Origin of the sequence: Haloferax sulfurifontis, assembly GCF_014635105.1 — an archaeon.
Taxonomy (GTDB): Archaea; Halobacteriota; Halobacteria; order Halobacteriales; family Haloferacaceae; genus Haloferax; species Haloferax denitrificans.
Map to the genome: position 1 here is coordinate 325,456 of NZ_BMCI01000002.1, position 26,503 is coordinate 351,958.

32 protein-coding genes are annotated in these 26,503 nt (G+C 68.6%); 15 read left to right on the top strand and 17 right to left on the bottom strand.

What is annotated here, in order from left to right:
• Positions 1 to 5 precede the first annotated feature (5 nt).
• Complete coding sequence (locus tag IEV64_RS06120; RefSeq protein ID WP_188423440.1) at positions 6 to 872, bottom strand: transcription initiation factor IIB; 867 nt, start codon at positions 870 to 872, stop codon at positions 6 to 8.
• A 162-nt stretch (positions 873 to 1,034) separates the two neighbouring features.
• Here IEV64_RS06120 and IEV64_RS06125 point away from each other — a divergent pair, with 162 nt between their 5' ends.
• Complete coding sequence (locus IEV64_RS06125; RefSeq protein WP_188423441.1) at positions 1,035 to 1,556, top strand: DUF7858 family protein; 522 nt, start codon at positions 1,035 to 1,037, stop codon at positions 1,554 to 1,556.
• Positions 1,557 to 1,672: 116 nt separating this feature from the next.
• On the opposite strand, the gene IEV64_RS06130 is transcribed toward IEV64_RS06125, so the two are convergent.
• The 8 genes from IEV64_RS06130 to IEV64_RS06165 all read right to left on the bottom strand — a co-directional run bounded on the left by IEV64_RS06130 (position 1,673) and on the right by IEV64_RS06165 (position 7,031).
• Complete coding sequence (locus IEV64_RS06130) at positions 1,673 to 2,416, bottom strand: P-loop NTPase family protein (protein ID WP_007275503.1); 744 nt, start codon at positions 2,414 to 2,416, stop codon at positions 1,673 to 1,675.
• A 68-nt stretch (positions 2,417 to 2,484) separates the two neighbouring features.
• Positions 2,485 to 3,300, bottom strand: coding sequence for a DUF7847 domain-containing protein (locus IEV64_RS06135; RefSeq protein WP_007275502.1), 816 nt, complete (start codon positions 3,298 to 3,300; stop codon positions 2,485 to 2,487).
• An 88-nt stretch (positions 3,301 to 3,388) separates the two neighbouring features.
• Positions 3,389 to 3,805: an HIT family protein gene (locus IEV64_RS06140; protein WP_188423442.1), complete on the bottom strand. Its 417-nt coding sequence runs from the start codon at positions 3,803 to 3,805 to the stop codon at positions 3,389 to 3,391.
• Between the two features lie 122 nt (positions 3,806 to 3,927).
• On the bottom strand, positions 3,928 to 4,557 hold the full coding sequence (locus IEV64_RS06145) for a uracil-DNA glycosylase (RefSeq protein WP_004968971.1): 630 nt from the start codon (positions 4,555 to 4,557) through the stop codon (positions 3,928 to 3,930).
• Positions 4,558 to 4,788 (bottom strand): DUF7860 family protein, encoded by a 231-nt coding sequence (locus tag IEV64_RS06150; RefSeq protein WP_049917893.1) that lies wholly within the window; start codon positions 4,786 to 4,788, stop codon positions 4,558 to 4,560.
• A 54-nt stretch (positions 4,789 to 4,842) separates the two neighbouring features.
• Positions 4,843 to 5,694 (bottom strand): ribose-phosphate diphosphokinase, encoded by an 852-nt coding sequence (locus IEV64_RS06155; RefSeq protein WP_188423443.1) that lies wholly within the window; start codon positions 5,692 to 5,694, stop codon positions 4,843 to 4,845.
• A 60-nt stretch (positions 5,695 to 5,754) separates the two neighbouring features.
• Positions 5,755 to 6,582: an HVO_0234 family beta-propeller protein gene (locus tag IEV64_RS06160; RefSeq protein WP_188423444.1), complete on the bottom strand. Its 828-nt coding sequence runs from the start codon at positions 6,580 to 6,582 to the stop codon at positions 5,755 to 5,757.
• A 104-nt stretch (positions 6,583 to 6,686) separates the two neighbouring features.
• A complete protein-coding gene (locus IEV64_RS06165) occupies positions 6,687 to 7,031 on the bottom strand; it encodes an SWIM zinc finger family protein (protein WP_004968975.1) in 345 nt (114 codons plus the stop codon).
• Between the two features lie 131 nt (positions 7,032 to 7,162).
• Between IEV64_RS06165 and IEV64_RS06170 the strand changes: the two genes are divergently transcribed.
• The 3 genes from IEV64_RS06170 (at position 7,163) to IEV64_RS06180 (ending at position 10,683) form a co-directional block, all read left to right on the top strand.
• On the top strand, positions 7,163 to 8,293 hold the full coding sequence (locus tag IEV64_RS06170) for a tRNA (guanine(26)-N(2))-dimethyltransferase (RefSeq protein ID WP_007275496.1): 1,131 nt from the start codon (positions 7,163 to 7,165) through the stop codon (positions 8,291 to 8,293).
• Positions 8,294 to 8,378: 85 nt separating this feature from the next.
• On the top strand, positions 8,379 to 9,716 hold the full coding sequence (locus IEV64_RS06175; protein ID WP_188423445.1) for a YihY/virulence factor BrkB family protein: 1,338 nt from the start codon (positions 8,379 to 8,381) through the stop codon (positions 9,714 to 9,716).
• A gap of 1 nt (position 9,717) precedes the next feature.
• Complete coding sequence (locus IEV64_RS06180) at positions 9,718 to 10,683, top strand: phosphatase PAP2 family protein (RefSeq protein WP_188423446.1); 966 nt, start codon at positions 9,718 to 9,720, stop codon at positions 10,681 to 10,683.
• A gap of 134 nt (positions 10,684 to 10,817) precedes the next feature.
• Here the strand turns inward: IEV64_RS06180 and glnA are convergent, their stop codons facing one another.
• Positions 10,818 to 12,188: a type I glutamate--ammonia ligase gene (glnA, locus tag IEV64_RS06185; protein ID WP_007275493.1), complete on the bottom strand. Its 1,371-nt coding sequence runs from the start codon at positions 12,186 to 12,188 to the stop codon at positions 10,818 to 10,820.
• Positions 12,189 to 12,314: 126 nt separating this feature from the next.
• On the opposite strand from glnA, the gene lrp reads away from it, so the two are divergent.
• The gene (gene lrp, locus IEV64_RS06190; protein ID WP_004045355.1) at positions 12,315 to 12,773 is read left to right on the top strand and encodes an HTH-type transcriptional regulator Lrp; all 459 of its coding nucleotides are present in this window, start codon (positions 12,315 to 12,317) and stop codon (positions 12,771 to 12,773) included.
• Positions 12,774 to 12,778: 5 nt separating this feature from the next.
• Here lrp and IEV64_RS06195 read toward each other — a convergent pair whose 3' ends face one another.
• Positions 12,779 to 12,931: a hypothetical protein gene (locus tag IEV64_RS06195; protein ID WP_167321014.1), complete on the bottom strand. Its 153-nt coding sequence runs from the start codon at positions 12,929 to 12,931 to the stop codon at positions 12,779 to 12,781.
• Positions 12,932 to 13,214: 283 nt separating this feature from the next.
• On the bottom strand, positions 13,215 to 14,297 hold the full coding sequence (locus tag IEV64_RS06200) for an aminopeptidase (protein WP_188423447.1): 1,083 nt from the start codon (positions 14,295 to 14,297) through the stop codon (positions 13,215 to 13,217).
• A 116-nt stretch (positions 14,298 to 14,413) separates the two neighbouring features.
• On the opposite strand from IEV64_RS06200, the gene IEV64_RS06205 reads away from it, so the two are divergent.
• On the top strand, positions 14,414 to 15,439 hold the full coding sequence (locus IEV64_RS06205; RefSeq protein WP_188423448.1) for a threonine aldolase family protein: 1,026 nt from the start codon (positions 14,414 to 14,416) through the stop codon (positions 15,437 to 15,439).
• 59 nt (positions 15,440 to 15,498) lie between these two features.
• Here the strand turns inward: IEV64_RS06205 and IEV64_RS06210 are convergent, their stop codons facing one another.
• A complete protein-coding gene (locus IEV64_RS06210; RefSeq protein ID WP_004968983.1) occupies positions 15,499 to 16,443 on the bottom strand; it encodes a cation diffusion facilitator family transporter in 945 nt (314 codons plus the stop codon).
• A 165-nt stretch (positions 16,444 to 16,608) separates the two neighbouring features.
• Here IEV64_RS06210 and IEV64_RS06215 point away from each other — a divergent pair, with 165 nt between their 5' ends.
• Positions 16,609 to 17,127, top strand: coding sequence for a metallophosphoesterase (locus IEV64_RS06215; protein ID WP_188423449.1), 519 nt, complete (start codon positions 16,609 to 16,611; stop codon positions 17,125 to 17,127).
• Positions 17,128 to 17,334: 207 nt separating this feature from the next.
• Here the strand turns inward: IEV64_RS06215 and IEV64_RS06220 are convergent, their stop codons facing one another.
• On the bottom strand, positions 17,335 to 18,297 hold the full coding sequence (locus tag IEV64_RS06220) for an ArsR/SmtB family transcription factor (protein WP_188423450.1): 963 nt from the start codon (positions 18,295 to 18,297) through the stop codon (positions 17,335 to 17,337).
• Between the two features lie 96 nt (positions 18,298 to 18,393).
• Here IEV64_RS06220 and IEV64_RS06225 point away from each other — a divergent pair, with 96 nt between their 5' ends.
• Genes IEV64_RS06225 through IEV64_RS06235 form a run of 3 tightly spaced genes read left to right on the top strand, consistent with a single transcriptional unit; the run spans position 18,394 to position 20,079 of the window.
• Positions 18,394 to 18,561, top strand: a complete 168-nt coding sequence (locus IEV64_RS06225) for a DUF7859 family protein (RefSeq protein WP_167321013.1) — start codon at positions 18,394 to 18,396, stop codon at positions 18,559 to 18,561.
• A 46-nt stretch (positions 18,562 to 18,607) separates the two neighbouring features.
• Positions 18,608 to 19,807, top strand: a complete 1,200-nt coding sequence (locus tag IEV64_RS06230; RefSeq protein WP_188423451.1) for an inorganic phosphate transporter — start codon at positions 18,608 to 18,610, stop codon at positions 19,805 to 19,807.
• The gene (locus tag IEV64_RS06235; RefSeq protein ID WP_007275485.1) at positions 19,804 to 20,079 is read left to right on the top strand and encodes a hypothetical protein; all 276 of its coding nucleotides are present in this window, start codon (positions 19,804 to 19,806) and stop codon (positions 20,077 to 20,079) included. The genes IEV64_RS06230 and IEV64_RS06235 overlap by 4 nt, the downstream gene beginning before the upstream one ends.
• A 117-nt stretch (positions 20,080 to 20,196) precedes the next feature.
• Here the strand turns inward: IEV64_RS06235 and IEV64_RS06240 are convergent, their stop codons facing one another.
• Complete coding sequence (locus IEV64_RS06240) at positions 20,197 to 21,606, bottom strand: hemolysin family protein (RefSeq protein ID WP_007275484.1); 1,410 nt, start codon at positions 21,604 to 21,606, stop codon at positions 20,197 to 20,199.
• Positions 21,607 to 21,766: 160 nt separating this feature from the next.
• Between IEV64_RS06240 and IEV64_RS06245 the strand changes: the two genes are divergently transcribed.
• From IEV64_RS06245 to IEV64_RS06255, 3 genes are all read left to right on the top strand, one after another.
• Positions 21,767 to 22,030 (top strand): glutaredoxin family protein, encoded by a 264-nt coding sequence (locus tag IEV64_RS06245; RefSeq protein ID WP_089779739.1) that lies wholly within the window; start codon positions 21,767 to 21,769, stop codon positions 22,028 to 22,030.
• Positions 22,030 to 22,536 (top strand): redoxin domain-containing protein, encoded by a 507-nt coding sequence (locus tag IEV64_RS06250; protein ID WP_007275482.1) that lies wholly within the window; start codon positions 22,030 to 22,032, stop codon positions 22,534 to 22,536. Before IEV64_RS06245 ends, IEV64_RS06250 begins: the two co-directional genes overlap by 1 nt.
• Before the next feature lie 137 nt (positions 22,537 to 22,673).
• Positions 22,674 to 23,276 (top strand): L-threonylcarbamoyladenylate synthase, encoded by a 603-nt coding sequence (locus IEV64_RS06255; RefSeq protein ID WP_188423452.1) that lies wholly within the window; start codon positions 22,674 to 22,676, stop codon positions 23,274 to 23,276.
• A 22-nt stretch (positions 23,277 to 23,298) separates the two neighbouring features.
• On the opposite strand, the gene IEV64_RS06260 is transcribed toward IEV64_RS06255, so the two are convergent.
• Positions 23,299 to 23,988, bottom strand: coding sequence for a CRISPR-associated protein Cas4 (locus tag IEV64_RS06260; RefSeq protein ID WP_007275480.1), 690 nt, complete (start codon positions 23,986 to 23,988; stop codon positions 23,299 to 23,301).
• Between the two features lie 147 nt (positions 23,989 to 24,135).
• Here IEV64_RS06260 and IEV64_RS06265 point away from each other — a divergent pair, with 147 nt between their 5' ends.
• Both IEV64_RS06265 and IEV64_RS06270 read left to right on the top strand, forming a co-directional pair.
• Positions 24,136 to 25,752, top strand: a complete 1,617-nt coding sequence (locus tag IEV64_RS06265; protein ID WP_188423453.1) for a spermidine synthase — start codon at positions 24,136 to 24,138, stop codon at positions 25,750 to 25,752.
• Between the two features lie 3 nt (positions 25,753 to 25,755).
• Entirely contained in the window at positions 25,756 to 26,016 is a 261-nt protein-coding gene (locus tag IEV64_RS06270; protein WP_188423454.1) for a DUF7861 family protein, read from the top strand.
• Positions 26,017 to 26,075: 59 nt separating this feature from the next.
• On the opposite strand, the gene IEV64_RS06275 is transcribed toward IEV64_RS06270, so the two are convergent.
• The gene (locus tag IEV64_RS06275; protein WP_188423455.1) at positions 26,076 to 26,267 is read right to left on the bottom strand and encodes a hypothetical protein; all 192 of its coding nucleotides are present in this window, start codon (positions 26,265 to 26,267) and stop codon (positions 26,076 to 26,078) included.
• Positions 26,268 to 26,503: the final 236 nt, after the last annotated feature.

A 26,503-nucleotide genomic window follows, 5' to 3' on the forward strand; every position in this document is an offset into this window, starting at 1 on the left:
CTGTCTCACTCGCGGAGCGCCACGTACGTCTTGCGGAGCGTCACGGGCGTCACGTCGGCCACCTCGGCGGCCTCGGCCTGCGTGCAGTCTTCCCCGCGGTCGCACGCGGCGGTGTAGAGACACGCGGCGGCGACGCCGCAGGGGTTCTTGCCGCCCACGAGTCCCTCGTCGCGGGCGTCGGCGACGTACTCGCGCGCCCGGCGCTCGGTGTCGCTGTCGAGATCGAGTTTGGTCGCGAACCGCGGCAGGTACTCGGTCGGGTCGGCGGGCGCGACGGGGAGGCCGAGGTCGCGGTTGAGCGCGCCGTAGGCCGCTTGGTGCTCCGCCTCGGTGGACTTCGACACGTCGCAGACCTCCTCGACGCTCCGGGAGACGCCGGCGACGCGACAGGCGGCGTAGACGCAGGCCGCGGCGAACCCTTCGAGCGAGCGACCGCGAAGGAGGTCTTCGTTCTGGGCGGACTCGAACAGCGAACACGCCTGGTCGCGGATGTGGTTCGGGAGCGACAGCGCGCTCGTCACGCGGCGAATCTCGGTGAAGGCGTACACCTGATTGCGCTCGCGCTTGGTCGAGATGCGGGCGCGGTTGTGCTGGCGGCGCATCCGGGCGAACTGCCGGCGCTTGCGGCCCTTGATACGCGTCGAACGGCCGATTTCGGTCGACAGGCCGCGGTCGTGGCGCGACCGGGTGAGCGGCGCGCCGGTGCGGGCGGGGTTCCGGTCGTCGTCGGCGAACGAGCGCCATTCGGGACCGTGGTCGATGCGGTACTCCGAGACGACGAGGCCGCAGTCCGTACAGACCGTCTCGCCGGCTTCGAAACCGAGGTGTCCGTCGCATTCGGGGCAACCCTGGGGGGAGCGTGCTTCACTCATCACAATTGAAAATCGGTCTCGAAGAGGTATTTAAACACGGGACAAAACGGGGTTCGAACCCCGGTTTGGGGTGACAGAGCCTACCGGTTACCGGTACGTTTAGCTATCAATATCGATATTCATTGGGAACGCTTTTGGCGGAACGGTGTTGAACTCCGGTCAATGGGGTTGTCGGATATCGCCGCCGCGTTAGAGACGACGACGACTGAACAGCGTTCGAGCCGCGTCCCGACCGTCGACGACACCGACGTTTCCCTCCGCGAGCGCTTCGAGGCGCACGCAGACGCGCTCCCCTGTGCGCCTGCGGCGGCGGAGCGGGTCGTCGAAGCACACGGCTCGGGCACGTCAATCGGAGAGAGCGCGCGCGAGGCGGGCGTCGCCCCGGTCACGGCGGCGAAGCTCTTGCACCGTTGCGGCGAGGCGGGCGTGACGCCCCTCGCGCCCGAGGCGCGACGCATCGTCCGCGATTGGGTCGACGGGCGAGTCTCGCGGGCCGACGCGCTCGCGCTCACCGGCGCGGAGCCGTCGGAGTTCGCGCTCGCGACGTACGTCGAGACGCACGACCCCGTCGCCCCCCTCGTCGAAGCCGTCGAGGGCGCGCTGACCGACCGCACCGACGCCGCGGTCGCCAAGCGCGACTCGCTGGCCGAGACGATGAGCTCGGTCACCGACATGCAGTTCTGACGCGAGGCGCGCCTTTCTCTCTCGGCCGTTCTACTCTCTCCCCCGGTTTTTGCGCCCGCGAGCGGCGGTGCTCACCGAGTCGACTGTCTTTCCGAATACTCGACGCCCCGTGCGGCTCAGCGACGGACGTACTCGCCGACCGAGTTGAGGACTCCGCCGGTGGCGGCCGCGGGTTCGATTTCGACGTCGAGGACGACCTCCGCGACCGCGCCGACGCCCGCCGCGAGTTCGGCGTCGTCGCGGCACGCCGGCGCGTCGGCGATGCCGTCCGCCTCGGTTTCGGGGACGACGACGTCCGCGTCGCGGAGTTCGCCGAACGTGGAGACGACGGCGTCGACGTCGGTGCCGATGTCGGCGGCCCGTGCGCTGAGGCGACCGACGGCGTCGTCACCGCGGTCCGTGGCGGGCGCGACGAGCGCGACTCGGTCGCAGGCCGCGGCGGCGGCGACCGTCTGGTTCGACGCGAGGAGCGGCGCGTCGACGAGGACGTGGTCGAAGCCGTCTGCGGCCTCGGCGATGCGCCCCTCGAACGCCCGCGCGGCGTCGGGCGTCATCGCCCGCGCGAGTCGCTCGAACGGGGCCGCGGCCGGGCAGACGGCCACGCGCCCCTCGGCGTCGGGGGCGAACGCGACCAGCCCCGATTCGAGCGGCACGTCCGCATCGTCGGTGACGAGCGACGTCGCGTCGGGGTCGAGCGTCCCCGAGACGTAGTCCGAGAGTCCCTGCGTGGCGAACGCCGCGTCGAGGACGGCCACGTCGCGACCGTCGTCCGCGAGCGCCGCGGCGAGTTCGAGCGTCAGTCGGGTCGTCCCCGCGCCGCCGGTGGCTCCGACGAGCGCGATAGTGGTGGGAATCGACATACCGCGATTGGTCGGGTGCTCAGATTAATAGCTTCGGTCGCCCGCCGTTAGCGCCGCCGGACGCGCGACTACATCGTCCAGTTCTCGTCGGCCGACTCCGGCCCCGAACCCCATGCGTCATCCGCGCAGGCCCGGTAGAAACAGACCTTGTAGGTCCGCCCGACGAGCGTGGTGACCGTCGAGGCGACGGCCACGACGGCGATATCGACCCCGGACATCGGCGCTTGGAACGCCGTCACCGCGCCGGCGACGGTGGTCGCGCCGTCGAGGGTGACGAACCAGAGCACCGGCAGGTCGACGACCGAGGTGGCGACGGTCGCGACGACCGCGTAGCCGACGACCCGCCGGAGGTTCCCGAAGACGAAGTCGACGCTCCGGCTGAGCGACCCGCCCGCGGTCTTCCCGTCGAAGACGACGGCGGTGTCGAAGAACGTGAAGACGTAGATGACCGCCGCGAGGACTACGAAGGCCGCCCCGGCGGCGGCGAGTTCGACGAGCGTGAGGGTCGCGGAGCCGTTCAGGACCGCGTTGAGCCGGCCGAAGCCGATGTAGCCGACGACGCCGCCGCCGACGACCATCGCGATGATCATGATGACGAGGCCGGAAAGGACGCTCGCACCGAGCAGGCTCACGTAGTAGCGCTGTGCCGCGGTGGACGCGCGCAGGTCGGTGTCGGAACCGGGGCGCGCGCCGTCGATGACGGTGTAGAACGCGCCGATGAGCGCCGGTGAGCCGAACAGGAGCAGAATCGTCCCGACCACACTGACGAGGCCGGAGGCGTTGTTCAACGCGCCCATGGCCCCGAACGCGAGGGCGAACGCGACGAGCACGGGCGTCTCGGTGACGATTCGGAGGGCCGTCCGAAACGATTGGAGGACTGTCACGACTGGCGGTACTTGCGGCGGCCATATATGTGTTCATATCGACACTTACGGTGAAAAGGCGGGGTTGACGGGAACGAGAACGGTCGCTTCAGCCCGAGATGGACGCCTCGATGTCGTCCAGTTCCTCGTCGGAGAGGTCGGGTCGCTCGCCCGCGACGGCGTGGATGGGACTGCCGCCGTCGCCCTCGAACCGCGGGACGATGTGGACGTGGACGTGGTCGACTTCCTGCCCGGCGGCGGGGCCGTTGTTGATGCCGACGTTCGTCGCGTCGGCGTCGACCGCCGCCTCGACGCGCGGAACGAGGTCGTTCACGGCGGCGAAGAGGTCGGCCGCCGCGTCGGCCGGCACCTCGTCGAGGCGGGCGTGGTGTTCTTTCGGGACGACGAGCGTGTGGCCGGGCGCGAGCGGGTTGGCGTCGAGGAACGCAAGCGTGTGCTCGGTCTCGTGGACGATTCGGCCGGGGATGTCGCCGTCGACGATGGCGCAGAAGATGCAGTCGGACATACGTGGTTCGTCGATTGGCGGGAAAAAGAAAGTTCGCACCGGTCCGGAGTCGGTCGAGTCAGTTCCGCTCGGCGGACCGTTTGTGGTCGGCGTCGGTGTGCGCCTCGGTCGACGCGGCGAGCTTAGGGGAGAATCGACTCCAAGTCGGCCAGATACTCGTCTAACTCGTAGCCGAGACGCGACAGCCACACGTCGCGGTAGGAGGGGTGTAAAAGCGGGACCACGGTGTAGCCGAACCGCTCGCTCTCGACGGGTTCGAGGACGGTATCGAGAAAGCCGTCCAGCGAGGCGTCGTCGAGCGCGAGGACGCTTTCGGTCGCGTGGCGGCCGGTCGGGACCACCACGTCGGGGTCGATGGCTTCGAGTTCGGAAACGAGGTGGTCGCGGCAGTTCGCCTTTTCCGCGGCCGTGGGCGCGCGGTTCGACCCCTCGCCGTCCGAGGGGAAGCACTTGACGGCGTTCGTGTAGAAGACGCCGGACTCGTAGCCGACGGCGGCCATGGTCTCGCGGATGCGGCGGCCCGAGTGCCGGGCGGTGTAGGACATCCCGGTCCAGTTGCCGCCCCGCCAGCGCTCGGCGTCGGGGTTGCCCGCACCGGGCGCTTCGCCGACGACCATCACGGTCGCGTCAGCGGGGCCGACGCCCCACGAGATGCGGTTTCGGCACTCGACGAGCGCCGGACAGCGCGCGCAGTCGGGTTCGAGGACGAGCGTCTCGTCGGCGTCGGGAAACCGGGGGTCGGCGTCGGCCATCTACTCCGTAAGCGGGAGCACGATGCCGAAGATAATCGGCGAGAACAGCACCAGCGCGATGCCGAGCCACTCGGCGTCGAAAAACAGCGTGCGCTCCCAGCCGGGGATGGCACCGCCGCTCACGGCGAGGGCGACTTTCGCGCCGACAGCGCCGAACAGGAACAGCGCGAGCCCCAGCCCGAGGCCGGTCTTGGTCATCCGCGGGTAGTCGATGTTTCCGTAACGTCCCATAGTATCCCGAGATGCGGGGACCGGCAAAACCGTTTCGAGAGAGTGTGTGGTCTGCTACCGTTCGAGTTCGTCGACGAGAGCGGGCGCGACGGACACCTCGCTCACGTCGCGCTCGATGGTGTCGGTGCCGACGACGCGCTCGATGCCGGCGCGCGCGAGTTTCGTGCGGGCGTTGCGAGCCAAAAGCGGGTGGACGGTCGCACAGAAGACGCGCTTCGCGCCGCCGTCGGCGAGGACCCCGACTGCCTCGCTCATGGTCGACCCGGTGGCGATGATGTCGTCGGTGATGACCACGTCGCGGCCCTCGAAATCGGCGTCGCTCGGCGTGATTTCCACGTCGGTCCCGGAGTGGCGCACCTTCTCGAAGTAGTCGGTCTCGCCCTCGCCGTAGGCGTCGCGGACGGTCTCTGCGATGCCGATGGCCCCCGAGTCGGGCGACAGAAACAGCGGGTCGTCGAGTTCGGGGAGCGGTTCGGCGAGCCGCCCGGCGGCGTCGACGACGTCGACGGGCACGTCGAAGAACTCCGAGACGGCGTCCTCGTGGGGGTTGACGAGCACGACGCGGTCGGTCGTCGTGCTCACGGCGCGGGCGACCGCGCGGGCCGAGACCGGGTGGCCGGCCTCGAACGCCTTGTCCTGTCGGGCGTAGCCCATGTACGGGATGACCGTCGTGACCGCCGACGCGCCGGCCTCGCGGACGGCGTCCTGCAGTTGGAGCAGTTCGACGTAGGCGTCGTTGCTGGCGGTGCTGGCGACGATGGTGGCGGCGTCGGCGTCGAAACCGGGGACCGCGGCCAGCGTCTCGCCGTCGGGGAAGCGGTCGTACTCGACGGCCGCGAGCGACTCGCCGAGTTCGGAAGCGAGCGCGGCCGCGAGTGCCTGCGAGGATGCGCCGGGTACGAGCATACCCGTTCGTCTCTCGTGGGGGGTAAAACCGCTTTTCGTTGCGTTCAGCCGCGTCGCGTGTCAGCGCACCGCGACGCCGACCGTGTCTAACCCGAGCACCTGCGTCCGCCAGTCGCCCCCGGTCAGTCGGACGCAGAAGCTCCCCGCGTCGGTGACGGCGTAGGCGGCGCGGGCGTCGTGAGCGAGCGCGACGACCGTCTCGTCCAGCGGAATCGGCGCGGCCTCCCACGTCCCCGACTCGGCGTCTCGCGCGACGACGCCGTCCGGGCCGACCGCGTGGGCGCGGCCGTCCGGCATCGACGCGACCGCCGAAAACGCCCCGTCGAGCGCGTCCATCCAGCCGTTGCCGAGCGCGTACAGCCCCGAGTCGGTCGCGGCGAGCGGGGTTCCCGAGTCGCCGCCGAGACGGCCCGCGGGGTCGGACACGTCGTTCACGCCGTCCAAGCCGACGTGCGAGAGACCGTCGTCGCCGATGCGGTAGACGCCGTCTTCGGCCGCGACGAGGCTCCCGTCGAGGGCGCGGACCGCACCGACCGCGCCGAGGTCGGCCCACCCGGACTCGTCGAAGCGGGCGACGCGCCCTGCATCGTCGGCGGCGACGACGCGATTCCGGTGGAAGCCGACGGCCGTCGCGGGGCCGAAGTCGAGTTCGTGGTAGTCGCCGCCCTGCACGAGCAACACGTCCTCGTCGGTGGCGACGGCGACTTCCCCGGGCGACCCGGCGGCGTCCCGCGCGGTACACCGGCGGTCGATGCGGAAGCCGCCGACGAGGTCGTCGGAGACGTCGACGGTCACGACCCCGACGCCCGCGGCGACGTACACCGTCTGCTTGCCGGACTTGTCCGCGTACACCCGCTTTTCGTCGATAGAGAGGTCGAAATCAGCCATCCGTTGGGCCGAGGTTCGCGGCGGGGTTCGGAAAGAATTGTGGTCGTTCCCGCGGCGCGGCGACGGGCCGAACGGCCGAACGGGCGCGTCGTTGAGAAGTGTGATTACAGAAATTCCCGCACGTCGGAGTACCACATGTCGTGGTGGTCGAGTTCGCCGAGCGCCTCGGCCACGTCGACCGCGAGGACGTGCCAACAGCGCTCGCCCTCGTCGGGGTCGAGGTTGTACTGGGAGTCCTTGCAGGTACAGCCCCGGTCTTCGACCACGTACTCGTCGTCGTAGCCGACGACCACGTCGAAGTCGCGGTAGCGCTTCACCCGTCGCTCGGAGACGGCCTCGATGGCCGTGACGCCCCGGTCGCCGTGGGCGTCGACGATGGCCTGCACGATGGTCGGCGAGAGTCGCCCGGTCTCCGCGAGCGCCGCTCGCCAGTCGTCGGCCGGGTCCACGCCGCCGACTTCGTCGGTGGCGGTGAAAACGCATTCGATGCCGCGGGGTGGACCGACCGCCGCAATCGCGTCGCAATCGCGTCGCACAACCGCATCGCAACCGGTTTCCGCCCGCGCGGGCGACTGCGGGTATGCACGTGAGCGAGGGAGGCGTCGAAATCGAAGTTCCCGACGCCCGCGACGGGGCGTCCGCGGGGACCGGCGACGATGTCTTCTACAACCCCACACAGGAGTTGAACCGGGACATCACCGCGGCCGTCCTCCGCGCCTTCCGCGAGCGCGAACCCCGCGCCGAGAGCTACCTCGACGCGATGGCCGCCTCGGGTATCCGGGGCGTCCGCGCCGCCGCCGAGGGGTACGACGTGACCTGCGCCGACCTCGACACCGACGCCGTCGAACTCGCCCAGTCGAACCTCGACCGCGCCGGCAACGGCGGCGAGGCGGTCCACCGCAACGCCAACGCCCTCATGTACGACTCGGTCTTCGACGTGGTCGACCTCGACCCCTTCGGCACGCCGATGCCCTTCGCCGACCCCGCGTTCGCAAACACCCGCGACCTCGTCTGCGTCACCGCCACGGACACCGCCCCGCTGTGCGGCGCACACCAGAAAAGCGGCATCCGGAAGTACGGCTGTCTCCCGCAGAACACCGACTACCACCCCGAGATGGGGCTTCGGACGCTCCTCGGCGCGATGGTCCGCACCGCCGCCCGCTACGACAAGGCCGCCGTCCCGATTCTCTCGCACGCGACGCGCCACTACGCGCGGGCGTATCTCGAACTCGACGAGCGGGCGACGAAGGCCGACGAACTCCTCGAATCGACCGGCTTCGTCTACCACTGCGAGGACTGCCTCCACCGCGAGGCGGAGTACTCGCTCATCGCCCACCCGCCCGAGTCGTGCGCCAACTGCGGGTCGACCCGGATTCTCGAAGCCGGCCCCATCTGGCTCGGCCCCGTCTCCGAGCCGGCGTTCGCCGAGGCCGTCCGCGACGAGGTGACCGAGGACTTCGGCACCGCGAAGCGCGCCCGCAAACTCCTCGACACGCTCGCGGTCGAACTCGACACGCCGACCCACTTCGACCAGCACCGCCTCTGTAAGCTCTGGGGCCGGTCGGCCTCGAAGATGGAGACGTTCCTCGAAACCCTCCGCGAGGCCGGCTACGACGCCACGGCCGCCCACTACCACGGCACCGCGTTCAAGACCGACGCGACGGTCGCTGAGATACGCGAGGCGACCGCCGCGCTCGACCCCGAGGCCTGACGAGGCAACGGCCAGCGGCCGTAACCGAGTCACGCGGCCGCGTCGGCGGGTAACTTCTTTGCCTCCCGTGTCGTTTCCGTGATACGTGAGCGCCACGATTCGAACCGCCGTCCCCGTCGCACGGGCCGTCGTCGACACGATTCGGGAGAAGGAAATCTCGTTTCTCGCGGCCAGCATCTCGTACTACGCGCTCGTCTCGCTGATTCCGCTTCTCGTGCTCGGCGTCGTCATCGCCACCGCGGTCGGCGGCGCGGAGTTGCAGGCCCAACTCCAGACGCTCGTCGAGCAGTATCTCGTCCCGACCGGACAGGGCCTCGTCGAGGAGGCCCTCGCGGACCGAACCGGACAGGGTAGCGTCGGGGCGGTGAGCCTCGCCTTGACGGTCTGGGGGGCGCTGAAGCTTTTCCGCGGCCTCGACATCGCCTTCTCGCGCATCTACGGCTCGGAGGCGGGCGGCCTCCTCGACCAGCTCCGCGACGGCACCATCGCCCTCGCCAGCATCGGCGTCGGCACCATCGGCGTCGCGGTGCTGACCGCGCTCCTCGGCCTGCTCGACGTGCCGTTCATCCAACTGCTCTCGCCGATTCTGTTGCTTCTCACGCTGTGTGCGGCGTTCTTCCCGCTGTACTACGTCTTTCCCGACGCCGACCTCTCGCCGCGGCAGGTCGTTCCGGGAACCGTCTTCGCGGCCGTCGGCTGGACGCTCCTCGGGGTCGGATTCGGCGTCTACGCGTCGGTGGCCGGCGCGTCGGTCGCGGGCGCGCTCGGGACGCTCCTGTTGCTCGTGACGTGGTTCTACTTTTCGGGGCTCATCCTGCTTTCGGGCGCGGTCGTCAACGCGGTCCTCGCGGGGGTCGGCGACGACGCGTCGCCCGCGGAACCGCGTGACCCGCCGGGGGGACCACCCGGAGTGGACCGGCAGGTACAACATACGGGAGGCCGACATGACGCTCGTACGGATATGAGCGACGACCGAGGAGACACCGATGGGCCGCGGACGGACGACGCCGGCGACGCGGAGACCGGCGCGTCCGTCTCCCCGCGCGGCGCTCCCGACATCGAGGAGCTGGAATCGCAGGTCGAGGAACTCCGGGCCGACCTCGACGCGTTCGAGGACGACGTGACCGACCGGACGGTCGAAAAGCCCAAGCTCGAAGCCGAGTTGAAGCGCTACGTCCGCCGGCGGATGCGCCGCGGCAAGGCCCGCGGCTGGGGCCCGTATCTCGTGCTCGGCTACGGCGTCGTCCTCACGCTCGGCGCGTTCTACTACCTCCAGTCGGACCTCATCGCGGTCGTCGCCATGCTCATCATCTTCCTGTCGACGCTCGGGCTCTACGTCCTGTTCGTCATCTTCGGCATCGGCCTGAACGCGCTCGGTCTCCCCGGCCGCGCCGTCGACGCGGTTCGCGAACGCCGCGGCTGAGATGTTCCGGTTCGCGCTTTCGCTTCAGACCCGCGGGTTCGGCGAAAACGCCCTTGCGCAGGCACCGGACGCGCTGGTCTTCCTGTTCGGTCTCGTCACCCAGCTCGGCGACCAGTGGTTCTACTTCGTCGTGTTCACCTCGCTGTACTGGCTCTGCCGCCCCCGAATCACGGCGCGACCGCGGCGGACCGCGGCCTCCTTCGTCGGCCTCGCGCTCGGGTCGCTGGCGCTCGTCACGGCGCTGAAAGTCGGTTTCGCCCTGCCGCGACCGCCGACAGCGGCCGTCGCCGACGCGCCCGCGTGGCCGTCGCCGCTTTCGGACCTGTTCGTCTCGTTCACGACAGACGACGGCTTCGGCTTCCCGAGCGGGCACGCCCTCGGGACCACGGTCGTCTACGGGGCGGCGGTCTCGCTTCTCGACCTGTGGGACCGCCGCCGCCGACTCGTCGCCGCGGCGGTCGCCGCCGGTATCGTCTCGCTCTCGCGGATTTTCCTCGGCGTCCACTACGGCGTCGACGTCGCGGTCGGCGTCCTCCTCGGCCTCGGCTTCTTGAAGGCGGTCTTCCTCGTCGCCGCCGCGGACGACCCCGACGCGGCCGGCCACCTCGACCCGGCGCGCCTGTTCGCCATCGCGGCCGGCCTCAGCGTCCTCGCGCTCGCGGCGGTGTTCGCCACGGGCCTCTCCGGACACACCGAAAACGCCGCGGCGGCGCTCGGCGGGTCGCTCGGCGGCCTCGCCGGTTGGACGCGGCTCGCCGACCACGAGTCACTGCCGACGCTGTCGCCGCCGGTCGCGCTCGTCGCGTTCCTCGTCGCGGGCGGCCTCTGGGTCGGCGTCGACGTGGTCGACGCCTCGATTCCGGTGACGGTGCTCGCCACCGCGGCGGTGGTCGCCTTTATCCTCGTCGCGCCGCGGGCGTACGACCGTCTCGGACTCGGCGACGGGGCGTCCCTGCGGGCCGACTGAGGCCGCGTTTTCGGGCTGTTATTCGCGTTCGGCTCGTGTCACTTCCGGTTTTTCTCGCCGACTGCGACACCGGGCGCCGTCGCTCTCCGGCGAGCGGGCGCGAAAGAAAAATCGGTGTGAGGCGTGCGCGACGCTTAGAACGTCTCGAGGTACCGGTCGAGCTCCCACTGGGAGACGTCGACGAGGTAGTCCTTGAACTCGGAGCGCTTGGCTTCGACGAACTTCTCGTAGACGTGGTCGCCCAGGGCGTCCTGGATGACTTCGTCCTCTTCGAGGGCGTCGACGGCGCCGCCGAGGTCCTTCGGGAGCGTCTCGATGCCGTACTCTTCGCGCTTTTCCTCGTCGAACTCGTAGATGTTCTCGCGGACCGGGTCGGGGCAGTCGAGGTCCTTTTCGACGCCGTCGAGACCGGCGTGGATGAGCGCGGCGAACGCGAGGTACGGGTTACAGGACGGGTCGGGGAAGCGGGCCTCGATACGCGAGGCGGCCGGCGTGCGGGCGGCCGGCTTGCGGATGAGCGCCGAGCGGTTGCGGTCGGACCACGCGATGTAGACCGGCGCTTCGTAGCCGGGGACGAGGCGCTTGTAGGAGTTGACCGTCGGGTCGGCGACCGCCGTGATCGCGGGCGCGTGTTCGAGGATGCCCGCGACGAAGCTCTTGGCCGTGTCGCTCAGGTCGAACTCGTCGTCGCCGTCGTGGAACGCGTTCTCGCCGTCCTGGAACAGCGAGATGTGCGTGTGCATACCGGAGCCGTTGATGCGCGGGATGGGCTTGGGCATGAACGTCGCGTGGAGGTCGTGTTCGGACGCGATGGCGCGGACGACGGACCGGAACGTCGCGACGTTGTCGGCCGTCGAGAGGGCGTCGTCGTACGTGAAGTTAATCTCGTGTTGACCCTCGGCGACCTCGTGGTGCGAGGCTTCGATGTCGAAGCCCATACTTTCGAGGCCGTAGATGATGTCGCGGCGCACGTCGGACGCGAGGTCCTTCGGCGCGAGGTCGAAGTAGCCGCCGGCGTCGTTCGTGACGGTCGTCGCGCGGCCGTTTTCGTCTTCTTCGAACAGGAAGAACTCCGGTTCGGGGGCGACGTTCACGTCATAGCCGAGGTCTTCGGCGCGGGCGATGGCGCGCTTGAGGACGCCACGCGGGTCGCCGCTGAAGGGCTCGCCGGTGGACGTGTTGAACACGTCACAGATGAGACGGCCTGCGGCGCTGTTTTCCTTCTTCCGCCACGGGAGGACGGCGAACGTCGACGGGTCGGGCTCGAGGCGCATGTCGGACTCCTGAATGCGCACGAAGCCGTCGATGGAGGAACCGTCGAAGTAGATGCCCTCCGTGAACGCCTTCTCGGCCTGCGAGGCCGGGATGGAGACGTTTTTGACCGTTCCGAGAATGTCGGTGAACTGCAGTCGGAGGAAGTCGACATTCTTCTCTTCGATCTCGTCGATGACCGACTGTGCCTCGTCGCTCAGGCCGCCGTCGGTGAGTGCGTTGTCTTCCGTCATTTTCCTGAACACGCGATTCGAACACCCGCACTATAAAGACCTTTCCGCTTAATGCAATTCCCCGCGGTGTGCCACAGAATTGGATATTCGTAAAATTCTAATGCCCTCGGACGGTCTCTGGATGTAATGACGTACGAAAACCTCGACGCGAAGCTCATCAACGCGCTCCTCGGTGACGGTCGAGCGAGCCTGCGAAGCCTCGCCGAAGAACTCGACGTGTCGGTGACGACCGTCTCGAATCACCTGCGAGACCTCGAAGACGAAGGCGTCATCGAGGGCTACACGCCGCGGGTGAACTACGACGCGCTCGGCTACGACGTGACCGCCGTCATCCAACTGAAAGTCGAGGGCTCCGCGCTCCCCGAAATCACAGAGCGCCTCCGCGCGGAAAAGCAGATGATTTCGGTGTACGAGGTCACCGGCGACTACGACATCATCGCCATCGGCAAGTTCCGCGACACCGACGGCATGAACACGCAGATCAAGAAACTGCTCACCGACGCGGACATCCGCGAGTCCAACACGTCGGTCGTGCTCAACGCTGTCACCGAAAACGAGCAGTTCGACCTCGACCTCGAAGAGTAACGCCGTCAGACGATTCGCGTTTTTACGTCGCGCATCTCGGAGTCGCAGTAGGGACACCGATATCTCGTCTCGAAGCCGTCGGGCGTCGTCGTGGTCGCCGTTTCTATCTCGTGGACCGCCACGTCGCGTCCACACTCCCGGCACTGGACCGCTGGCATCGGTTCGTGTTCGTCGACTATTCGAAATAAACCTACTGGGATATGTGTGCTGTTGTCACACGCCTGTCTATAGACGGAAGGGCATCGCTTCGACTGGAGAGCCCGCGGATTTCGGTCGAGACAGACCGAATCCGTCCCCGCGTCTCGGTGCCGATTTCGGCGACCGCTCGGAGGCTTCCGTTTCGACTGGAAAAACCGACGACGCGAGTCGATTCTCCGGGCGATAAACTGGAGGCGAAATGTTGCGAGTTGTTCGTAGTCGGGCGGCGCGCCGCCGGCCGGGTCAGAACCCGTCTTCGAAGACGAACGTGCCGTTTCGCTGGACGACCTCGCCGTCGACCTCGATGACCGAGTCTTCGGACATATCGACGATCATGTCCACGTGCTCGGCGCTCTCGTTGAGCTCGTTGTCCGCGCCGACCGTCTCGGGGTACGCCGAGCCGACGGCCATGTGGACGGTGTCGCCCATCTTCTCGTCGAACAGCATGTTGTAGGTGAACTGGTCGATACTGCGGTTCATGCCGATGCCGAGTTCGCCGAGGTAACGCGCGCCCTCGTCGGTGTCGAACACGCCGTCTAAGACCTCCTCGTTGCCCTCGGCGGAGTAGTCGACGACCTCGCCGTCCTCGAAGCGGACGCGGACGCCGGAGACTTCGCGGCCCTGCCGGTACAGCGGCAGGTCGAAGTAGACCTCGCCGTTCACGGACTCTTTCACGGGCGCGGTGAACACCTCGCCGCCGGGGAGGTTGTGCTCGGCCGTGTCGTTGATGGCGGTGTTGCCGGCGATGCTCATCGTCACGTCGGTCTCGTCGCCCGATTTGATGCGCACTTCGTCGCCGTCGTTGAGGATGTCGACCAACTGCTGTTGGAGTTCGCCCTGCGCGTCCCAGTCGAGGGTGACGGCGTCGTAGACGAAGTTCTCGTAGGCCTCGGTGCTCATGCCGGCGAGCTGGGCGCTCCCCTTCGCGGGGTACTGGGTGAGACACCAGCGCTTCGAGAGCATCTCGCCCTGTACGGGCTTGTAGGCGCGCTTGTACGCGGCGTTCGTCTCGGGCGGCACGTCGCTCTGTTCGGTCGCGTTCGTCTCGCCGCGGACGCGGATGATGACGTCGGTCTCCTCGTAGAGCGCCAGCACGTGCTCGGGCGTCTCGTAGTCGTCGTCGCCGGCGCGGAGGAACGCGCGGGTGAATCGCGGGTTCGCGTCCATCGCGACGACGTTCGCGCCGCGGTCGCCGAGCAGTTCGTGGACGGCCGTGACGAGGTCCTCGGCCACCGAGGGCGCGGAGACGACGACGTTGTCGCCGGCCTCGACGCTCGTGGAGTGGTCGACGATGGTTTGTGCGTGCTCGCGGATGCGCGGGTCCATACCGCGTCGTGTGTGTCCCCGGGGCAAACACCTTTCGAAGCGCAAATATTGCGACCACGACCGAGAACGCCCCGCGGACCATCGTTTATTTCTCCGTCGGCGCGGTCTCTCCGCGCATGATAGACCTCCGAAGCGACACCGTCACGCTCCCGTCCGACGAGATGCGCGAGGCCGCCCGCGACGCCGCCGTCGGCGACGACGTGTACGGCGGCGACCCGACCGTGAACGAACTCGAAGCGCGCGCCGCCGAACTCGTCGGCAAGGAGGCCGCGCTGTTCGTGCCGTCGGGGACGATGGGCAACCAAATCGCCGCCCGCGTCCACGCCGACCCCGGCCAAGAGGCGCTCGTGGACGAGAGGGCGCACGTCTACAAGTGGGAGGTCGGCGGCTTCGCCCAACTCTCGGGCCTGCAGGTCCGCGCCTACGACGCCGGCGAGCGCGCCGCGCCGACGCCCGAACAGGTCCGCGACCACGCCCGCGAGGAGTCGCTTCACGTCGCCGGTACCGGCGTCCTGTGTCTCGAAAACACCCACAACGCCCGCGGCGGCGTCGCGGTTCCGAAAGCCGACATCGACGCCGCGGCCGATGCCGCCCGCGACCTCGGGATTCCGGTCCACCTCGACGGCGCGCGCCTGTTCAACGCCTGCGTCGCCCTCGACGAGGACCCGGCGGCGATGGTCGAGCGCGTCGACACGGTGATGTTCTGTCTCTCCAAGGGACTCGGCGCGCCCGTCGGCTCGATGCTCGCCGGTCCCGAGGCGTTCATCGAGGAGGCCGTCCGCGTCAGAAAGCAGTTCGGCGGCGGCATGCGGCAGGCCGGTCTCATCGCCGCGCCGGGGCTCGTCGCGCTCGACAACGTCGACCGCCTCGTCGACGACCACGCGAACGCCCGCGTTCTCGCCGAGGGTCTCGACGCCGTCTCCGGCCTCTCGGTGCCGACGCCCGACACGAACATCGTCGTCGTCGACTCCGAGGGCGCGGGGCTGACGGCCGAGGAGTTCGTCGGTCTGTGCGACGACGTGGGCGTCCTCGGCGGGACGTTCGGCGAGTACCACACCCGCTTTACGACGAACCTGAACGTCTCGCGCGAGGACGTGGAAGAAGCGGTCGAACTCGTCGCCGACGCGGTCGAATCGCGGTAGGTCGAGAGGGGCCGCCGTGAGTCGCGGTTGGCCGGTGGCGTCCCACTCGGCTCCTTCGGCTATAGTTCGGGTTCGATGTAGACGAAGTGCACCCGGTCGTCGGCCGCCCTGAGTTCGGACTCGATTTCGGTGATGTGGTCGTCCAGTTCTTCGGTGTCGAGTTCGGGGTCGAAGCTCACGTCGAGGGCGACGAGCAGTTTCTCCGGACCGACGTAGCTCGCGCGGAAGTGGTCGACGTGGACGACCCGCGGGTCGTTTTTGACGATGTCGCGGAGGGCCTGTTCCTCGTCCACGGGGACGCTCTCGCCGATGAGAAGCCGCTTGTTCTCCCACGCGAGCGCGATGGCGAAGCCCATGAGCAGTATCCCGATGAGGAGCGCCGCGGCGGCGTCGAACATCCCGTTGCCCGTGAGTTCGGTGAGGCCGATGCCGACGAGCGCGAGCACCGCGCCGGTGAGCGCGACGGTGTCTTCGGTGAACGCCGTGAGCGTCGTCACGTCGCTCGTCTGCCGGAAGGCCTCGACGAGGCCGCTCCACTCGTACTCCTCTATCTGCCGGCGGAGCTCGGCGTTCGCCTTCAGGAAGGCGTAGCTCTCGAAGGCGATTGCCCCGAGGAGGATGGCGACGTTGACCAACACGGGCTCGATTTCGAAGCCGAGCAGGACGAGCGCCTCGCCGCCCCCGCCGTGGCCGGGGTGCATGAGGGCGTCGTAGCCGTGTTTGGCCGACTCCCAGCCGGCGATGCCGAACAGCATCACGGAGACGAGAAACGAGTAGAAGAACTGCGATTTCCCGTGCCCGAAGGGATGCGACTGCGTCTCGCCGCGCTTGCTGTCGCGGATGCCGATGAGGAGGAACACCTGATTGCCGGTGTCGGAGATGGAGTGATACGTTTCGGAGAGCATGGAGGGACTCCCGGTCGCGAGGAAGCCGAGGAACTTGAGAATCGCAATCGCCCCGTTCGCGAAGAGCGCGGCGACGACGACGGACGTACTGCCTGCCATGTCGTGGGCCACTCCCCCCGCCCGGATAGAGCTACCGACGCAGAACCGGGACACCGCTCGCCGACCGCGGCGGTCCCCGACCGGTCCTGACCGCCTCCGACCGCCTCCGACCGACCCGACGCAACAGTCGGTAGGTTTCAATCCCTCCGGCCCCTAGCCCGGCGCATGCTCGTCGTCGTCTCCGACACCCACAGCACGGACGGTCATCGACTGACTAACCGAACCCTCGACGCGGTCCGCGAGGCCGACCTCGTCGTCCACGCGGGCGACTTCATGCGCGAGTCGGTCCTCGACGCGTTCATCGACGAGGCCGACAGCTTCCTCGCGGTGTACGGCAACAACGACGGTTCAGAGATACGCGACCGGATTCCCGCGGCGCGGAACGTCACCTACGGCGGCGTCGAGTTCGCGGTGACTCACACCCGCCGCGGCGGGAACACCGCGCTGTCGATGTTCGGCCGCGAGCGCGGTGCCGACGCGGTCATCTTCGGCCACAGCCACCGGCCGGGCTTCCACGGCACCGGGCCGATTCCGCTCCTCAACCCGGGGAGCCACGCCCAACCGCGGGGCAACCGCAAGGCCCACGCGGAACTGGAGGAACTGCCGGACGGCGGACTCCGCGGGCGACTCGTCACGGTCGACGGCGACACCTTCGAGACGTTCCGCATCGTCCCCGACGAATAGCGGGGCGAGGTCCGGTGGAGGGCCGGAAGAATCAGCGGGAACAGACCCGAGCGGGTCTGTTGAGGGTAGTCCGAGGCCACGCGGACGACGGGGTGAGGGGCAGGGGAACGGATGGTAGTCCCGTCGCCGTTGGGGGCCACGCGCGACCTCGTACTCACTCCTACGGGTGACGGTATCAAATACGCACCGTAAGCTCAAACAGCCGTTTTAGTCACGCAGTACGCCCACCGCGACCCACGCGAGAAGCACGGTCAGCCCGCCGAGGAAGAACAGCGCCCCCGGCGAGAGCGACCCGATTGCTCCCGCGAGCCCGTTCGACCCGCTCGTGAGCTGTGCCGCGGTCTCCGTGGCCGTCTGTGCGACCGGCGTGTCCGGAACCGGCGTCGGCGTCGCGGCCGCGGTCTCCGTCGCGGTCCGCGCGGCCTCCGTCACCGTCGGCGTCGACTCGACCGCCGTCCGGGTCGCCTCCGCGGTCTGCGCCGTCGGATCCGACGTCGTGGTCACCTCGGCGATGCCGAACCCGCCGCCGTCGGTCGTCGTCGCCGTCTCCGTGGCCGTCCGCGTCGCTGTCGACGTTGGCTCGGCCGCCGCGGTCGTGGTGGCCGCATCGGCCTGATGGGTCGCGTTGAGTCCGCTTCCCGCCCCGCCGCTCTGGCCGGCTTCGGAACCGCCAGCGCCGTCCGCGCCGCCGCCCGAGGCGCCGAAACCGAACGGGAGCACCGACCCGGTTCGGGCGAGTCGGTTCACGACGGCCGCGCCGATGCCGAGGACGCCGACGCCGCCGATGAGGCGCGTGAGCGCGCCCTTCAGCCCCTTCGTCTCGTCCTCGCGCCCGGCGACGACGACGAGCGCTCGGTCCGCGGGCGCGTACACGTTCATCTCGCGGCCCTTCTCGGAGTACCTCGTGTCCGCGACCTCGATGAGGTCGGCTTCCGAGAGGTTGCCGAGGTGGTACTGGACGTTCTGGAGGGACGTGTCGACTTCGGCGGCGAGGTCGGAGGGCGTCGCCGGGGACTCGTGGAGCGACGCGAGGACCGACCGGGCGGTCGACGAGGAGAGCGCGCCGAGCAGGTCGTCCGCCTCGTCGCTGTCGAGGCCGATGACCTTGGGGTCTCGGTCGGCCCGGTCGTCGTCCGGGTCGCCCGGGCTGGAGGGGATGAGGTCGGCCATCGAATCGGCGTTACTCGCCGCTTCCCATGAGTGTTCGTATTCTTTCACGACGCCTCGCCGAAATTGCTATACCTCGTGCCCGCCGAACCCACCCACATGACCGACCCTTTGGTCGTAGACGGCCTCGTCGACTTTCTCGCGGGGAATCCCGTGTTCGTCGGCCTGCTCGTCGCGTTGTTGCTCTTCGTTTTCTTCGGGTATCTCCTCGTCCGTCGGACGCTCCTCGGACTGAGCGAGGGCTACGACGAGGCCCGCCGCCGCTGATGGACGGGACAACAGCCGACGCCGACGATTGCCGGGGGGTCGCCCCGTGGTAGCCGCCGCGACGCTCGCCACGTTCGTCGTCGCCGCGCTCGCCAGCCTGTTCATGGCGTGGGCCATCGGCGCGGGGTCGTCGGGGTCGACGCCCTTCGCGCCCGCCGTCGGAGCCAACGCCATCTCGGTGATGCGCGCGGGCTTCATCGTCGGCCTGCTGGGCTTCGCCGGGGCGTTCCTGCAGGGCGCGAACGTCACCAACGCGGTCGGGACGGAACTCATCGGCGGCGTCACGCTGACCGCGGGGGCCGCGGTCGTCGCGCTCCTCACCGCGGCGGTGCTCGTCGCGATCGGCGTCTTCGCCGGCTACCCCATCGCCACCGCCTTCACCGTCACCGGCGCGGTCGTCGGCGTCGGCCTCGCCATGGGCGGCGACCCCGCGTGGGCGAAGTACCAACAAATCGTCTCGCTGTGGGTGCTCACGCCCTTCGTCGGCGGCGGCGCGTCGTACGCGACCGCCCGACTCCTCCGGGCAGAGGCCGTCTCCGAGCAGTGGACCGTCCCCGCGCTCGCCGGAATCGTCGGCCTGCTCGTCGCCAACATGGAGTTCGCGGGGCTCGGCGGCGCGTCGGGGTCGGCCTCGGTCGCCCGTGCCGCCGCGGTCGAACTGACCGGGATGGCCGGCCTCGGGGAGACCGTCTGGTTCGTCGCCGCCTCGCTCCTCGTCGCGCTCGCCGCCGCCGCCGTGGTCGGCCGGTGGGTGACGACCGACAAGACCCGGGGCCAGCGGCGCTTCCTGCTCGTTCTCGGCGGCCTCGTGGCGTTCTCGGCCGGCGGCAGTCAGGTCGGCCTCGCCATCGGGCCGCTCGTCCCGCTTCTCGACGCGGTCACGGTCCCGCTTCCGGCGCTCCTCGTCGGCGGCGGACTGGGCCTCCTCGCGGGGTCGTGGACCGGCGCGCCGCGCATGATTAAGGCGCTCGCGCAGGACTACTCCTCGCTCGGGCCGCGGCGCTCCATCGCGGCGATGATTCCCTCGTTCGCCATCGCCCAGACCGCCGTCGCCCTCGGCGTCCCAGTCTCCTTTAACGAGATTATCGTCAGCGCCATCATCGGCTCGGGTTACGCCGCCGGCGGGTCGGGCGTCTCCGGGCGGAAGATGCTGTACACCGTCCTCGCGTGGGTCGGCTCGCTCGCCCTCGCGCTCGGACTGGGCTACGGCGTCTTTACGCTCGTGTCGAGCGTACTCGGTGTGTGAACGTCCGTGCGCTCCGCGTCGCGCTCGCTACCCTCGTTTCCGCGCTCTGGGCCGTCTTCGGCGTCTACCACGTCGGGATGGCGGTCGTGACCGGCATCTCGCTCCGCGGGTTCGCCTTCGGGGCCGTCGGCCTCGGCGCGTTCGCGCTGGCGATTCGCTTCCGCGGACGGGCGCGACGGCTCGGCGACGGCACCGCCGACGCGACCGGACTGGTGGTTCTCGCGCTGGCGTCGCTGGTGCTCGTGGTTCTTTCCTTTACGCTCCTCGGCTGAACCGGGGCGGACCAACGGTCTGAAAACGAGTTCGGTCGGGCGTCGAGACGAGACGAGTCGAGTCGAGTCGAGTCGAGTTCGGCGGTCGGAACGAATCGGGTTCGTCGGGTCGCCCTATCAGGTGTCGGGTTCGACTTCCGCTTCCTCGTCGCCGCCGTTTCCGTCTTCGTCGCCGTCGCCGTCGGCGGCTTCGATGCCCGCGTTGGTCTGGATGCGCGCTTTCATGATGCGCGTGTTGTCGACCTGCTCGATGCGGATGATGATGTCGTTGTAGCTGATCTCTTCGCCCTCCTCGACGAGGCGGCCGGCGCGGTTGAAGATGAAGCCGGCGAGCGTCTCGAACTCCTCGCCCTCGGGGAGTTCGATGTCGAGCATCTCGTTGACCTCGTCGATGTTGACCTCGCCGCGGACGAGGTAGGTGTTCTCGTCGACCGACTCGAACGGCTCTTCTTCGTCGCCTTCGAGGATGTCGCCGACGATTTCCTCGACCATGTCTTCGAGGGTGATGAGGCCCTCCGTGGTCCCGAACTCGTCGATGACGACGACCATCTGCATCCGCGTGTCCTGCATCTCGGCCATCAGCTCGTCGACGTTCTTCGACTCGGGGACGTGGAGCGTCGGCGAGACGATGTCGGCGATGCCGACGCCGCGTTCGCCGTAGTACTTCTCGCGGACGAGGTTCCGGATGTTGACGATGCCGATGATGTTGTCGAGGTTACCGTCGTAGACGGGGACGCGCTCGTGGTCGGCCTGCACGCACGTCTCGATGGCCTCGTCGATGGTCGCGTCCTTCGGGACGGCGGTCATGTCGAGGCGCGGGGTCATGACCTCCTTCGCGATGGTCGAGTTGAACCGGAAGATGCGGTCGAGCATCTCGCGTTCTTCCTCCTCGATGACGCCCTCGCGCTCGCCGGTCTCGATGAGGTTCTGAATCTCGTCGCGGGTGACGTAGGTCGTCTCGATGGCGGTCTGTCCGCCGGTGACCTTGTTGATGACGCGGGTCAGGTAGTCGAAGAAGACGACGAGCGGGAGCAACAGCAGTTCGGCGTATTTCAGGGGCCGCGCGATGCGGAGGGACCACGATTCGGTGTTTTCGACCGCGTAGGACTTCGGCGCGCTCTCGCCGAACAGCAGGACGACCGCCGTTATCCCGAACGTCGCGATCGCGACCGCCTCGCCCTGTTGGAAGCCGACGAAGACGAGTAGCCCGGTCGATATCGAGGACATCGCGATGTTCGCGATGTTGTTTCCGACCAGAATGGTCACGAGAAGCCGGTGCGGGTCGTCCTTGAGCGCCTTCACCCGTTCGGCACCCGGCACACCGTCTTCGACCATCGAGTCGACGCGGTGTTTTGCAAGCGAGAACATCGCGATCTCTGACGAGGAGAAGAACGCCGAGAGACCGATCAGGACGATGATTCCGATTACGCCGAGGACCGTTATCGTCGTGTCGTCCAGCGGAATGTTCGAGACCTGTGCGGCCGCGAGCGTCGTGGCTGGTGGTAACTGTAGCGGCGGCAAACCCATGTAACTACGTTGTCTTGCGCGGGACCGGAATTAAGAGTTGCCCTCGAACCCCCTCGCTCAACGCCTCGGTCGCCTTCGCCGAGTCGCCCGCCGACCCGATATTGCGGCGCGGATGCCCGCGAGCGAAGGGCTTAGGCGACGCTCTTCCCAACAGCTCCCCATGTCCGACGAGCAACCGGCGATTACGCTGTACCGACTGCAGGCGTGCCCGTACTGCGAGCGGGTCGTCCGCACGCTCGACGAGCAGGGGCTGGCCTACCAGTCGCGGTTCGTCGAGCCGATGCACTCCGACCGAAACGTCGTCAAGCGCGTCTCGGGCAAGCGCTCGGTCCCCGCCATCGTCGATGACAACACCGGCGTCACGATGTCCGAGTCGGCGAACATCGTCGAGTACCTCGAACACACCTACGGGGAGGGAGCCTGATGCCGGAGTTCGACGTCGTCTCCCTGCCCGACCACGACGCGCCGTCCGTGGGCGACACCGCCCCGGACTTCACCCGGCCGCTGGTCAACGCGGAGTTCTGGGAGGACGCCTCCCTGTCGGACCTCACCGACGACGGGCCCGTCCTCCTCGTGTTCCACACGATGGCGGGCGCGTTCCCCGCGACGTACGTCTGGAACGAGCTCCGCGACCGCGGCGTCCCGGCGGACGTGCAGACGGTCGGCGTCTCCATCTCGTCGCCCTACGAGCACAAGTCGTTCCTCGAGGAGCGCGGCGTGGACGCCCGCCTGTTTTCGGACCCCGCGGCCGGCGTCGCGGCCGACTACGACCTCGAACACGACCTCGACGGGATGGCCGGCGTCACCGAACACCGCCCCGCCGTGTTCCTCCTCGACGAGGACCGAACGGTCCGGTACCGCTGGGTCTCCGACGAGTGGCCGGACTTCCCGGACTACGAGGGCATCGCGGACGCCCTCGACGACCTGTAGCCGGACTCGTCTGCCGAAACGACGCGCGGGTCGGTCTCTCGACCCCGCCGCGCCGACCGCGCGCTCGTCCACGCGCGGAATCGCCGTTTCGTCACGCTTTCGTCACGCTTTTTCGCCCGTTGCGCGTCAGTTCGAACATGAGCGACGACGACGTGCAGCGCGCCGCCGACGCCGTCCGCCGCGGCGAGGCGGTCGTCTACCCGACCGAGACGGTCTACGGCATGGGCGCGGACGCGACGAACGCCGACGCGGTCGAACGCGTCTTCGACATCAAGGGCCGCGACCGAGACAAACCGCTTTCGGCCGGCTTCCCCGACGTGGACGCCGCGCTGGAGTTCGTCGTCGCCGACGACCGCGAGGAGGCCTTTATGCGTCGGTTCCTCCCCGGCCCGGTGACGGTCGTCGTGGAGCGACGCGACAGCCTGCCGGACGCGCTCGTCGCCGGGAAAGCTCGCGTCGGCGTCCGCGTCCCCGACCACGAACTCGCGCGCTCTCTCTTTCGGGCGGCCGGGACGCCCGTCACCGCGACCAGCGCCAACCGCTCCGGAACCGGGAGCATCACCCACCCCTCACAGCTCTCCGACGAGATTCGGGAGGCGGTCGCCGTCGTCCTCGACGGCGGGACGACCCCCGGAACCGAGAGCACCGTCGTCGACCCCGGCCGCGGCGTCGTCCACCGCCGCGGCTCGATGGCCGACGACATCGAGGCGTGGCTCGACGAGCACGCCGCCGACGCGTAGCGTCCCTCTCGGCGACGACCTATCACCGACCGAGCAACGACGACAGCGACCACGTTTTCACCCCGCAACGCTCCCGGTAGGCACACGACTCACACTTCGCGGAGTCGCGCAGTCGCGACGGGACGAAGTCGAGGTCGCGGGCGACGCGGAGCGCCCGCCGGTACGCCGCCTTGTTCTGTGTCGTGAGCCTGACCGTTCGGACGACGCCGACCGCCGGGTACTCGACCAGCGCACGCGGAACCGACGCCTCGCGCTCCCACGCGAGCGCCTTCGCCAGCGCGACGGCCCTGACGCGCTGGGGTTCCCAGACGCCGCGTTCGGGGGGTTCGCCCGGCGAGACGAGCGAGGGAACCGGCTCCGGCGGTCGCTCGCTCTCGTCGTCGGTCGGGCGAACGAGTTTGTGCGCGACGCCGCGGCAGTCTTTCCCCGCGAGGAGTTCGTCGCGGGCGACGGGGTCGGTGAGCGCATCCCAGTCGTCGCGCTCGCGGAGTCGAGCGAGGCGCTCGCGGTACGTCGCGGGCGACACCGAAATCGGCCGCGCCGCGAGCGCGTCGTCGCTGGCGTCGAGCAGGTCGGGGTATTCGAAGGCGAGCGCGCGAACGCCGGCGACTGCGGCCGGCGGCGCTCGGTCGTCGTCGCGGCGGGCGTAGTAGAGCTGTCGCGGGCAGTACGCGGCGCGGGCGAGGTCGGACGCGGCGACGAGAGAGGACACGGACCGGCGTGGTCTCCTCATCGGCTAAGAGCGTTTGGACGTTTGGACGCGAGCGTTCGGCCGGCTCGTCGGCGGGCGTCGCCTCGCCCCGCAACGGGTTCGCCGCCGTGCATGAATTAATACGGTCGCGTCCCTTGGCGTACTGACATGGCATCGACGCCCTCATCCTCTTCGTGGCTCCGGATGACGCGGCCCGAACTCGCCGTGTTCGTCTCCGGGGTCACGAGCATGGGGTTGGAGATTCTCGCCGGGCGGATGGTCGCTCCCGAGTTCGGTAGCAGTATCTACACGTGGGGGAGCATTATCGGGGTCTTTCTGGCGGCGCTGAGCCTCGGCTATCACCGGGGCGGACAGCGGGCCGAACGGGCGTCGAACGGCGCGCTCGCCCGCGTCTTCATCGGCACGGCCGCCTACATCGCGGGCGTCATTCTCCTCGGCGACCTGTTCATCCAGTCGACCGCCGGACTCCCCGTCCCGAGCCGGTTCGCGTCGCTCCCCGCCATCACGCTTCTGTTCGGGCCGCCGACCTACTTCCTCGGCTTCATCAGCCCCTACGCGGCGGAACTCTCCGGGCGGTCCGACGTGGGCGCGGCCTCGGGCCACGTCTACGCCGTCGGCACCGTCGGCAGTATCATCGGCGCGTTCGCTACCACCTATTTCCTCATCCCGTCTCTGAGCGTCACCAACATCGGGCTCGTCTTCGGGCTCGTCTCGGTCGTGACGGCGCTCGCGCTCGCCCGGCCGAACATCGGCCGCGACGAGGCGGTCTGGAGCGTCGGCATCGCGGCCATCCTCGTCCTCGCGTCGCTGACCGGCGGCATCGGCCTCGACTCTCGCGGCACGACCGTCTACCACACCCAGACCGCCTATCAGGAGCTTCGCGTCGCCGACGCGGGCGGGACGCGGACGCTCTATCTCGACGGCCAGCCCCACAGCGCGATGGACCTCGACGACCCGACGCGGCACGTCTTCGACTACACCTCGTACTTCCACGTCCCCTTCCTCCTCTCGGACGACATCGACCGCGTGCTGTTCGTCGGCGGCGGCGGGTTCACCGGCCCGCGCGTGTTCTTGGAGCAGTACCCGAACGTGACCGTCGACGTGGTCGAACTCGACCCCGAGGTCGTCTCCGTCGCCGAGGAGTACTTCGGCGTCGAGGAGTCGCCGCGGCTCAACGTCCACACGATGGACGGCCGGCAGTACCTCCGGGAGACAAACCGGACGTACGACCTCATCGTCCTCGACGCCTACCGGAAGGACAAGGTCCCGTTTCAGCTGACGACACAGGAGTTCATGCAACTCACCTCGGACCGCCTCGACGAGGACGGCGTCCTGTTCGCCAACGTCATCTCCGCGCCGAGCGGCCCGGCCTCGCAGTTCTACCGCGCGGAGTACAAGACGATGCGGTCGGTCTACCCGCAGGTGTACAGCTTCCCCACCGCGGGGAGCGTCGTCGTCCAGAACATCGAGGTGGTGGCGACGAAAGACGAGACGCTCGTGACGGCCGAGGAGCTACAGGCGCGCAACGAGCGGCGCGACATCGGCATCGACCTCGCGGCCGAACTCACGTCCTACCGGAACGACGAACCGACCGACGACGTGCCGCTTCTCACCGACGACCGCGCCCCGGTCGACAGCCTCTTGGACCCGATGGTCGGCCAGCGCTACGTCGTCCAGCGGACGAACGAGACCGAACAACGCGAGGCCGACAGGAACGCAACCACTCGGAGCGCGGTCACCGGTGCGGCCGTGAGGGCGGCGTAGGCGATGGTTCACGACAGAATCCACGCGAGGGAACCGACCCACGACCGCGACCGCTGGACCGAGGGCGTCGTCGAGTCGGTCGCCGAACGCGACGGTCACTGGGTGGTCCGCGCGCGCCCGGCCGAGAACGGACGCGAGGGAGACGATTCAGTCGAACTGGTCGTCACTCTCGCGGTCCGCGACCTGTTTCTCAGCCGGCTCGACATCGACGCCGGCGAGTCGCTCGTCGGCTGTCGGTTCTGGTACCGAAAGAAGCGGCGGTGACTCCGCGAGCGCGACCGCAAACTCGACCCGAAAACGGGTCGGCCGGGGGTCGATGCCGGTTAGTTCGTCGTTTCGAGGGCTTTTTGATACATACGCGGGCCGGCGACGGCGGCCGTTCCGAGCACCATGAGCGAGGCACCGACGCCGAGGCGCTGTCCCGGGGCGACCGCGGACGCGACCACGCCGGTCACGACCGCGAGACCGGCGAGGAACATGACCCCGCCGAGGACATCGAGGGGTTGAATATTCACCTTGATTGAGGGGATTCCCGCTCGTCGCAAAAGTCTTGTTGCTGTTATTTGGGGGTTCCGCGGTGACGGATGGCGATTACTGTTTGAAAAATTCTATCTCGAATCCATCTAGAATGTGGATGATGAGAGATCGACCTTTCTCTCCGGTTACTTCCCATTGCGTACTGCGTTGGGCACGTTCCTGGTCTTTCGTACTGCGTTGGGGGGCGTTCATCCTCTTCCATCTGTTCCGCTTC

Coding starts and splice junctions, on each gene's coding strand:
- IEV64_RS06125 (WP_188423441.1), top strand. CDS start 1,035: ATGGGGTTGTCGGATATCGCCGCCGCGTTAGAGACGACGACGACTGAA.
- IEV64_RS06250 (WP_007275482.1), top strand. CDS start 22,030: ATGCCGGAGTTCGACGTCGTCTCCCTGCCCGACCACGACGCGCCGTCC.
- IEV64_RS06255 (WP_188423452.1), top strand. CDS start 22,674: ATGAGCGACGACGACGTGCAGCGCGCCGCCGACGCCGTCCGCCGCGGC.
- IEV64_RS06215 (WP_188423449.1), top strand. CDS start 16,609: ATGCTCGTCGTCGTCTCCGACACCCACAGCACGGACGGTCATCGACTG.
- IEV64_RS06140 (WP_188423442.1), bottom strand. CDS start 3,805: ATGTCCGACTGCATCTTCTGCGCCATCGTCGACGGCGACATCCCCGGC.
- IEV64_RS06150 (WP_049917893.1), bottom strand. CDS start 4,788: ATGGGACGTTACGGAAACATCGACTACCCGCGGATGACCAAGACCGGC.
- IEV64_RS06160 (WP_188423444.1), bottom strand. CDS start 6,582: ATGGCTGATTTCGACCTCTCTATCGACGAAAAGCGGGTGTACGCGGAC.
- IEV64_RS06120 (WP_188423440.1), bottom strand. CDS start 872: ATGAGTGAAGCACGCTCCCCCCAGGGTTGCCCCGAATGCGACGGACAC.
- IEV64_RS06145 (WP_004968971.1), bottom strand. CDS start 4,557: ATGGCCGACGCCGACCCCCGGTTTCCCGACGCCGACGAGACGCTCGTC.
- IEV64_RS06240 (WP_007275484.1), bottom strand. CDS start 21,606: ATGGGTTTGCCGCCGCTACAGTTACCACCAGCCACGACGCTCGCGGCC.
- IEV64_RS06245 (WP_089779739.1), top strand. CDS start 21,767: ATGTCCGACGAGCAACCGGCGATTACGCTGTACCGACTGCAGGCGTGC.
- IEV64_RS06225 (WP_167321013.1), top strand. CDS start 18,394: ATGACCGACCCTTTGGTCGTAGACGGCCTCGTCGACTTTCTCGCGGGG.
- IEV64_RS06195 (WP_167321014.1), bottom strand. CDS start 12,931: ATGCCAGCGGTCCAGTGCCGGGAGTGTGGACGCGACGTGGCGGTCCAC.
- IEV64_RS06155 (WP_188423443.1), bottom strand. CDS start 5,694: ATGCTCGTACCCGGCGCATCCTCGCAGGCACTCGCGGCCGCGCTCGCT.
- IEV64_RS06270 (WP_188423454.1), top strand. CDS start 25,756: ATGGTTCACGACAGAATCCACGCGAGGGAACCGACCCACGACCGCGAC.
- IEV64_RS06265 (WP_188423453.1), top strand. CDS start 24,136: ATGGCATCGACGCCCTCATCCTCTTCGTGGCTCCGGATGACGCGGCCC.
- IEV64_RS06130 (WP_007275503.1), bottom strand. CDS start 2,416: ATGTCGATTCCCACCACTATCGCGCTCGTCGGAGCCACCGGCGGCGCG.
- IEV64_RS06220 (WP_188423450.1), bottom strand. CDS start 18,297: ATGGCCGACCTCATCCCCTCCAGCCCGGGCGACCCGGACGACGACCGG.
- IEV64_RS06180 (WP_188423446.1), top strand. CDS start 9,718: ATGTTCCGGTTCGCGCTTTCGCTTCAGACCCGCGGGTTCGGCGAAAAC.
- IEV64_RS06210 (WP_004968983.1), bottom strand. CDS start 16,443: ATGGCAGGCAGTACGTCCGTCGTCGTCGCCGCGCTCTTCGCGAACGGG.
- IEV64_RS06205 (WP_188423448.1), top strand. CDS start 14,414: ATGATAGACCTCCGAAGCGACACCGTCACGCTCCCGTCCGACGAGATG.
- lrp (WP_004045355.1), top strand. CDS start 12,315: ATGACGTACGAAAACCTCGACGCGAAGCTCATCAACGCGCTCCTCGGT.
- IEV64_RS06200 (WP_188423447.1), bottom strand. CDS start 14,297: ATGGACCCGCGCATCCGCGAGCACGCACAAACCATCGTCGACCACTCC.
- IEV64_RS06170 (WP_007275496.1), top strand. CDS start 7,163: ATGCACGTGAGCGAGGGAGGCGTCGAAATCGAAGTTCCCGACGCCCGC.
- glnA (WP_007275493.1), bottom strand. CDS start 12,188: ATGACGGAAGACAACGCACTCACCGACGGCGGCCTGAGCGACGAGGCA.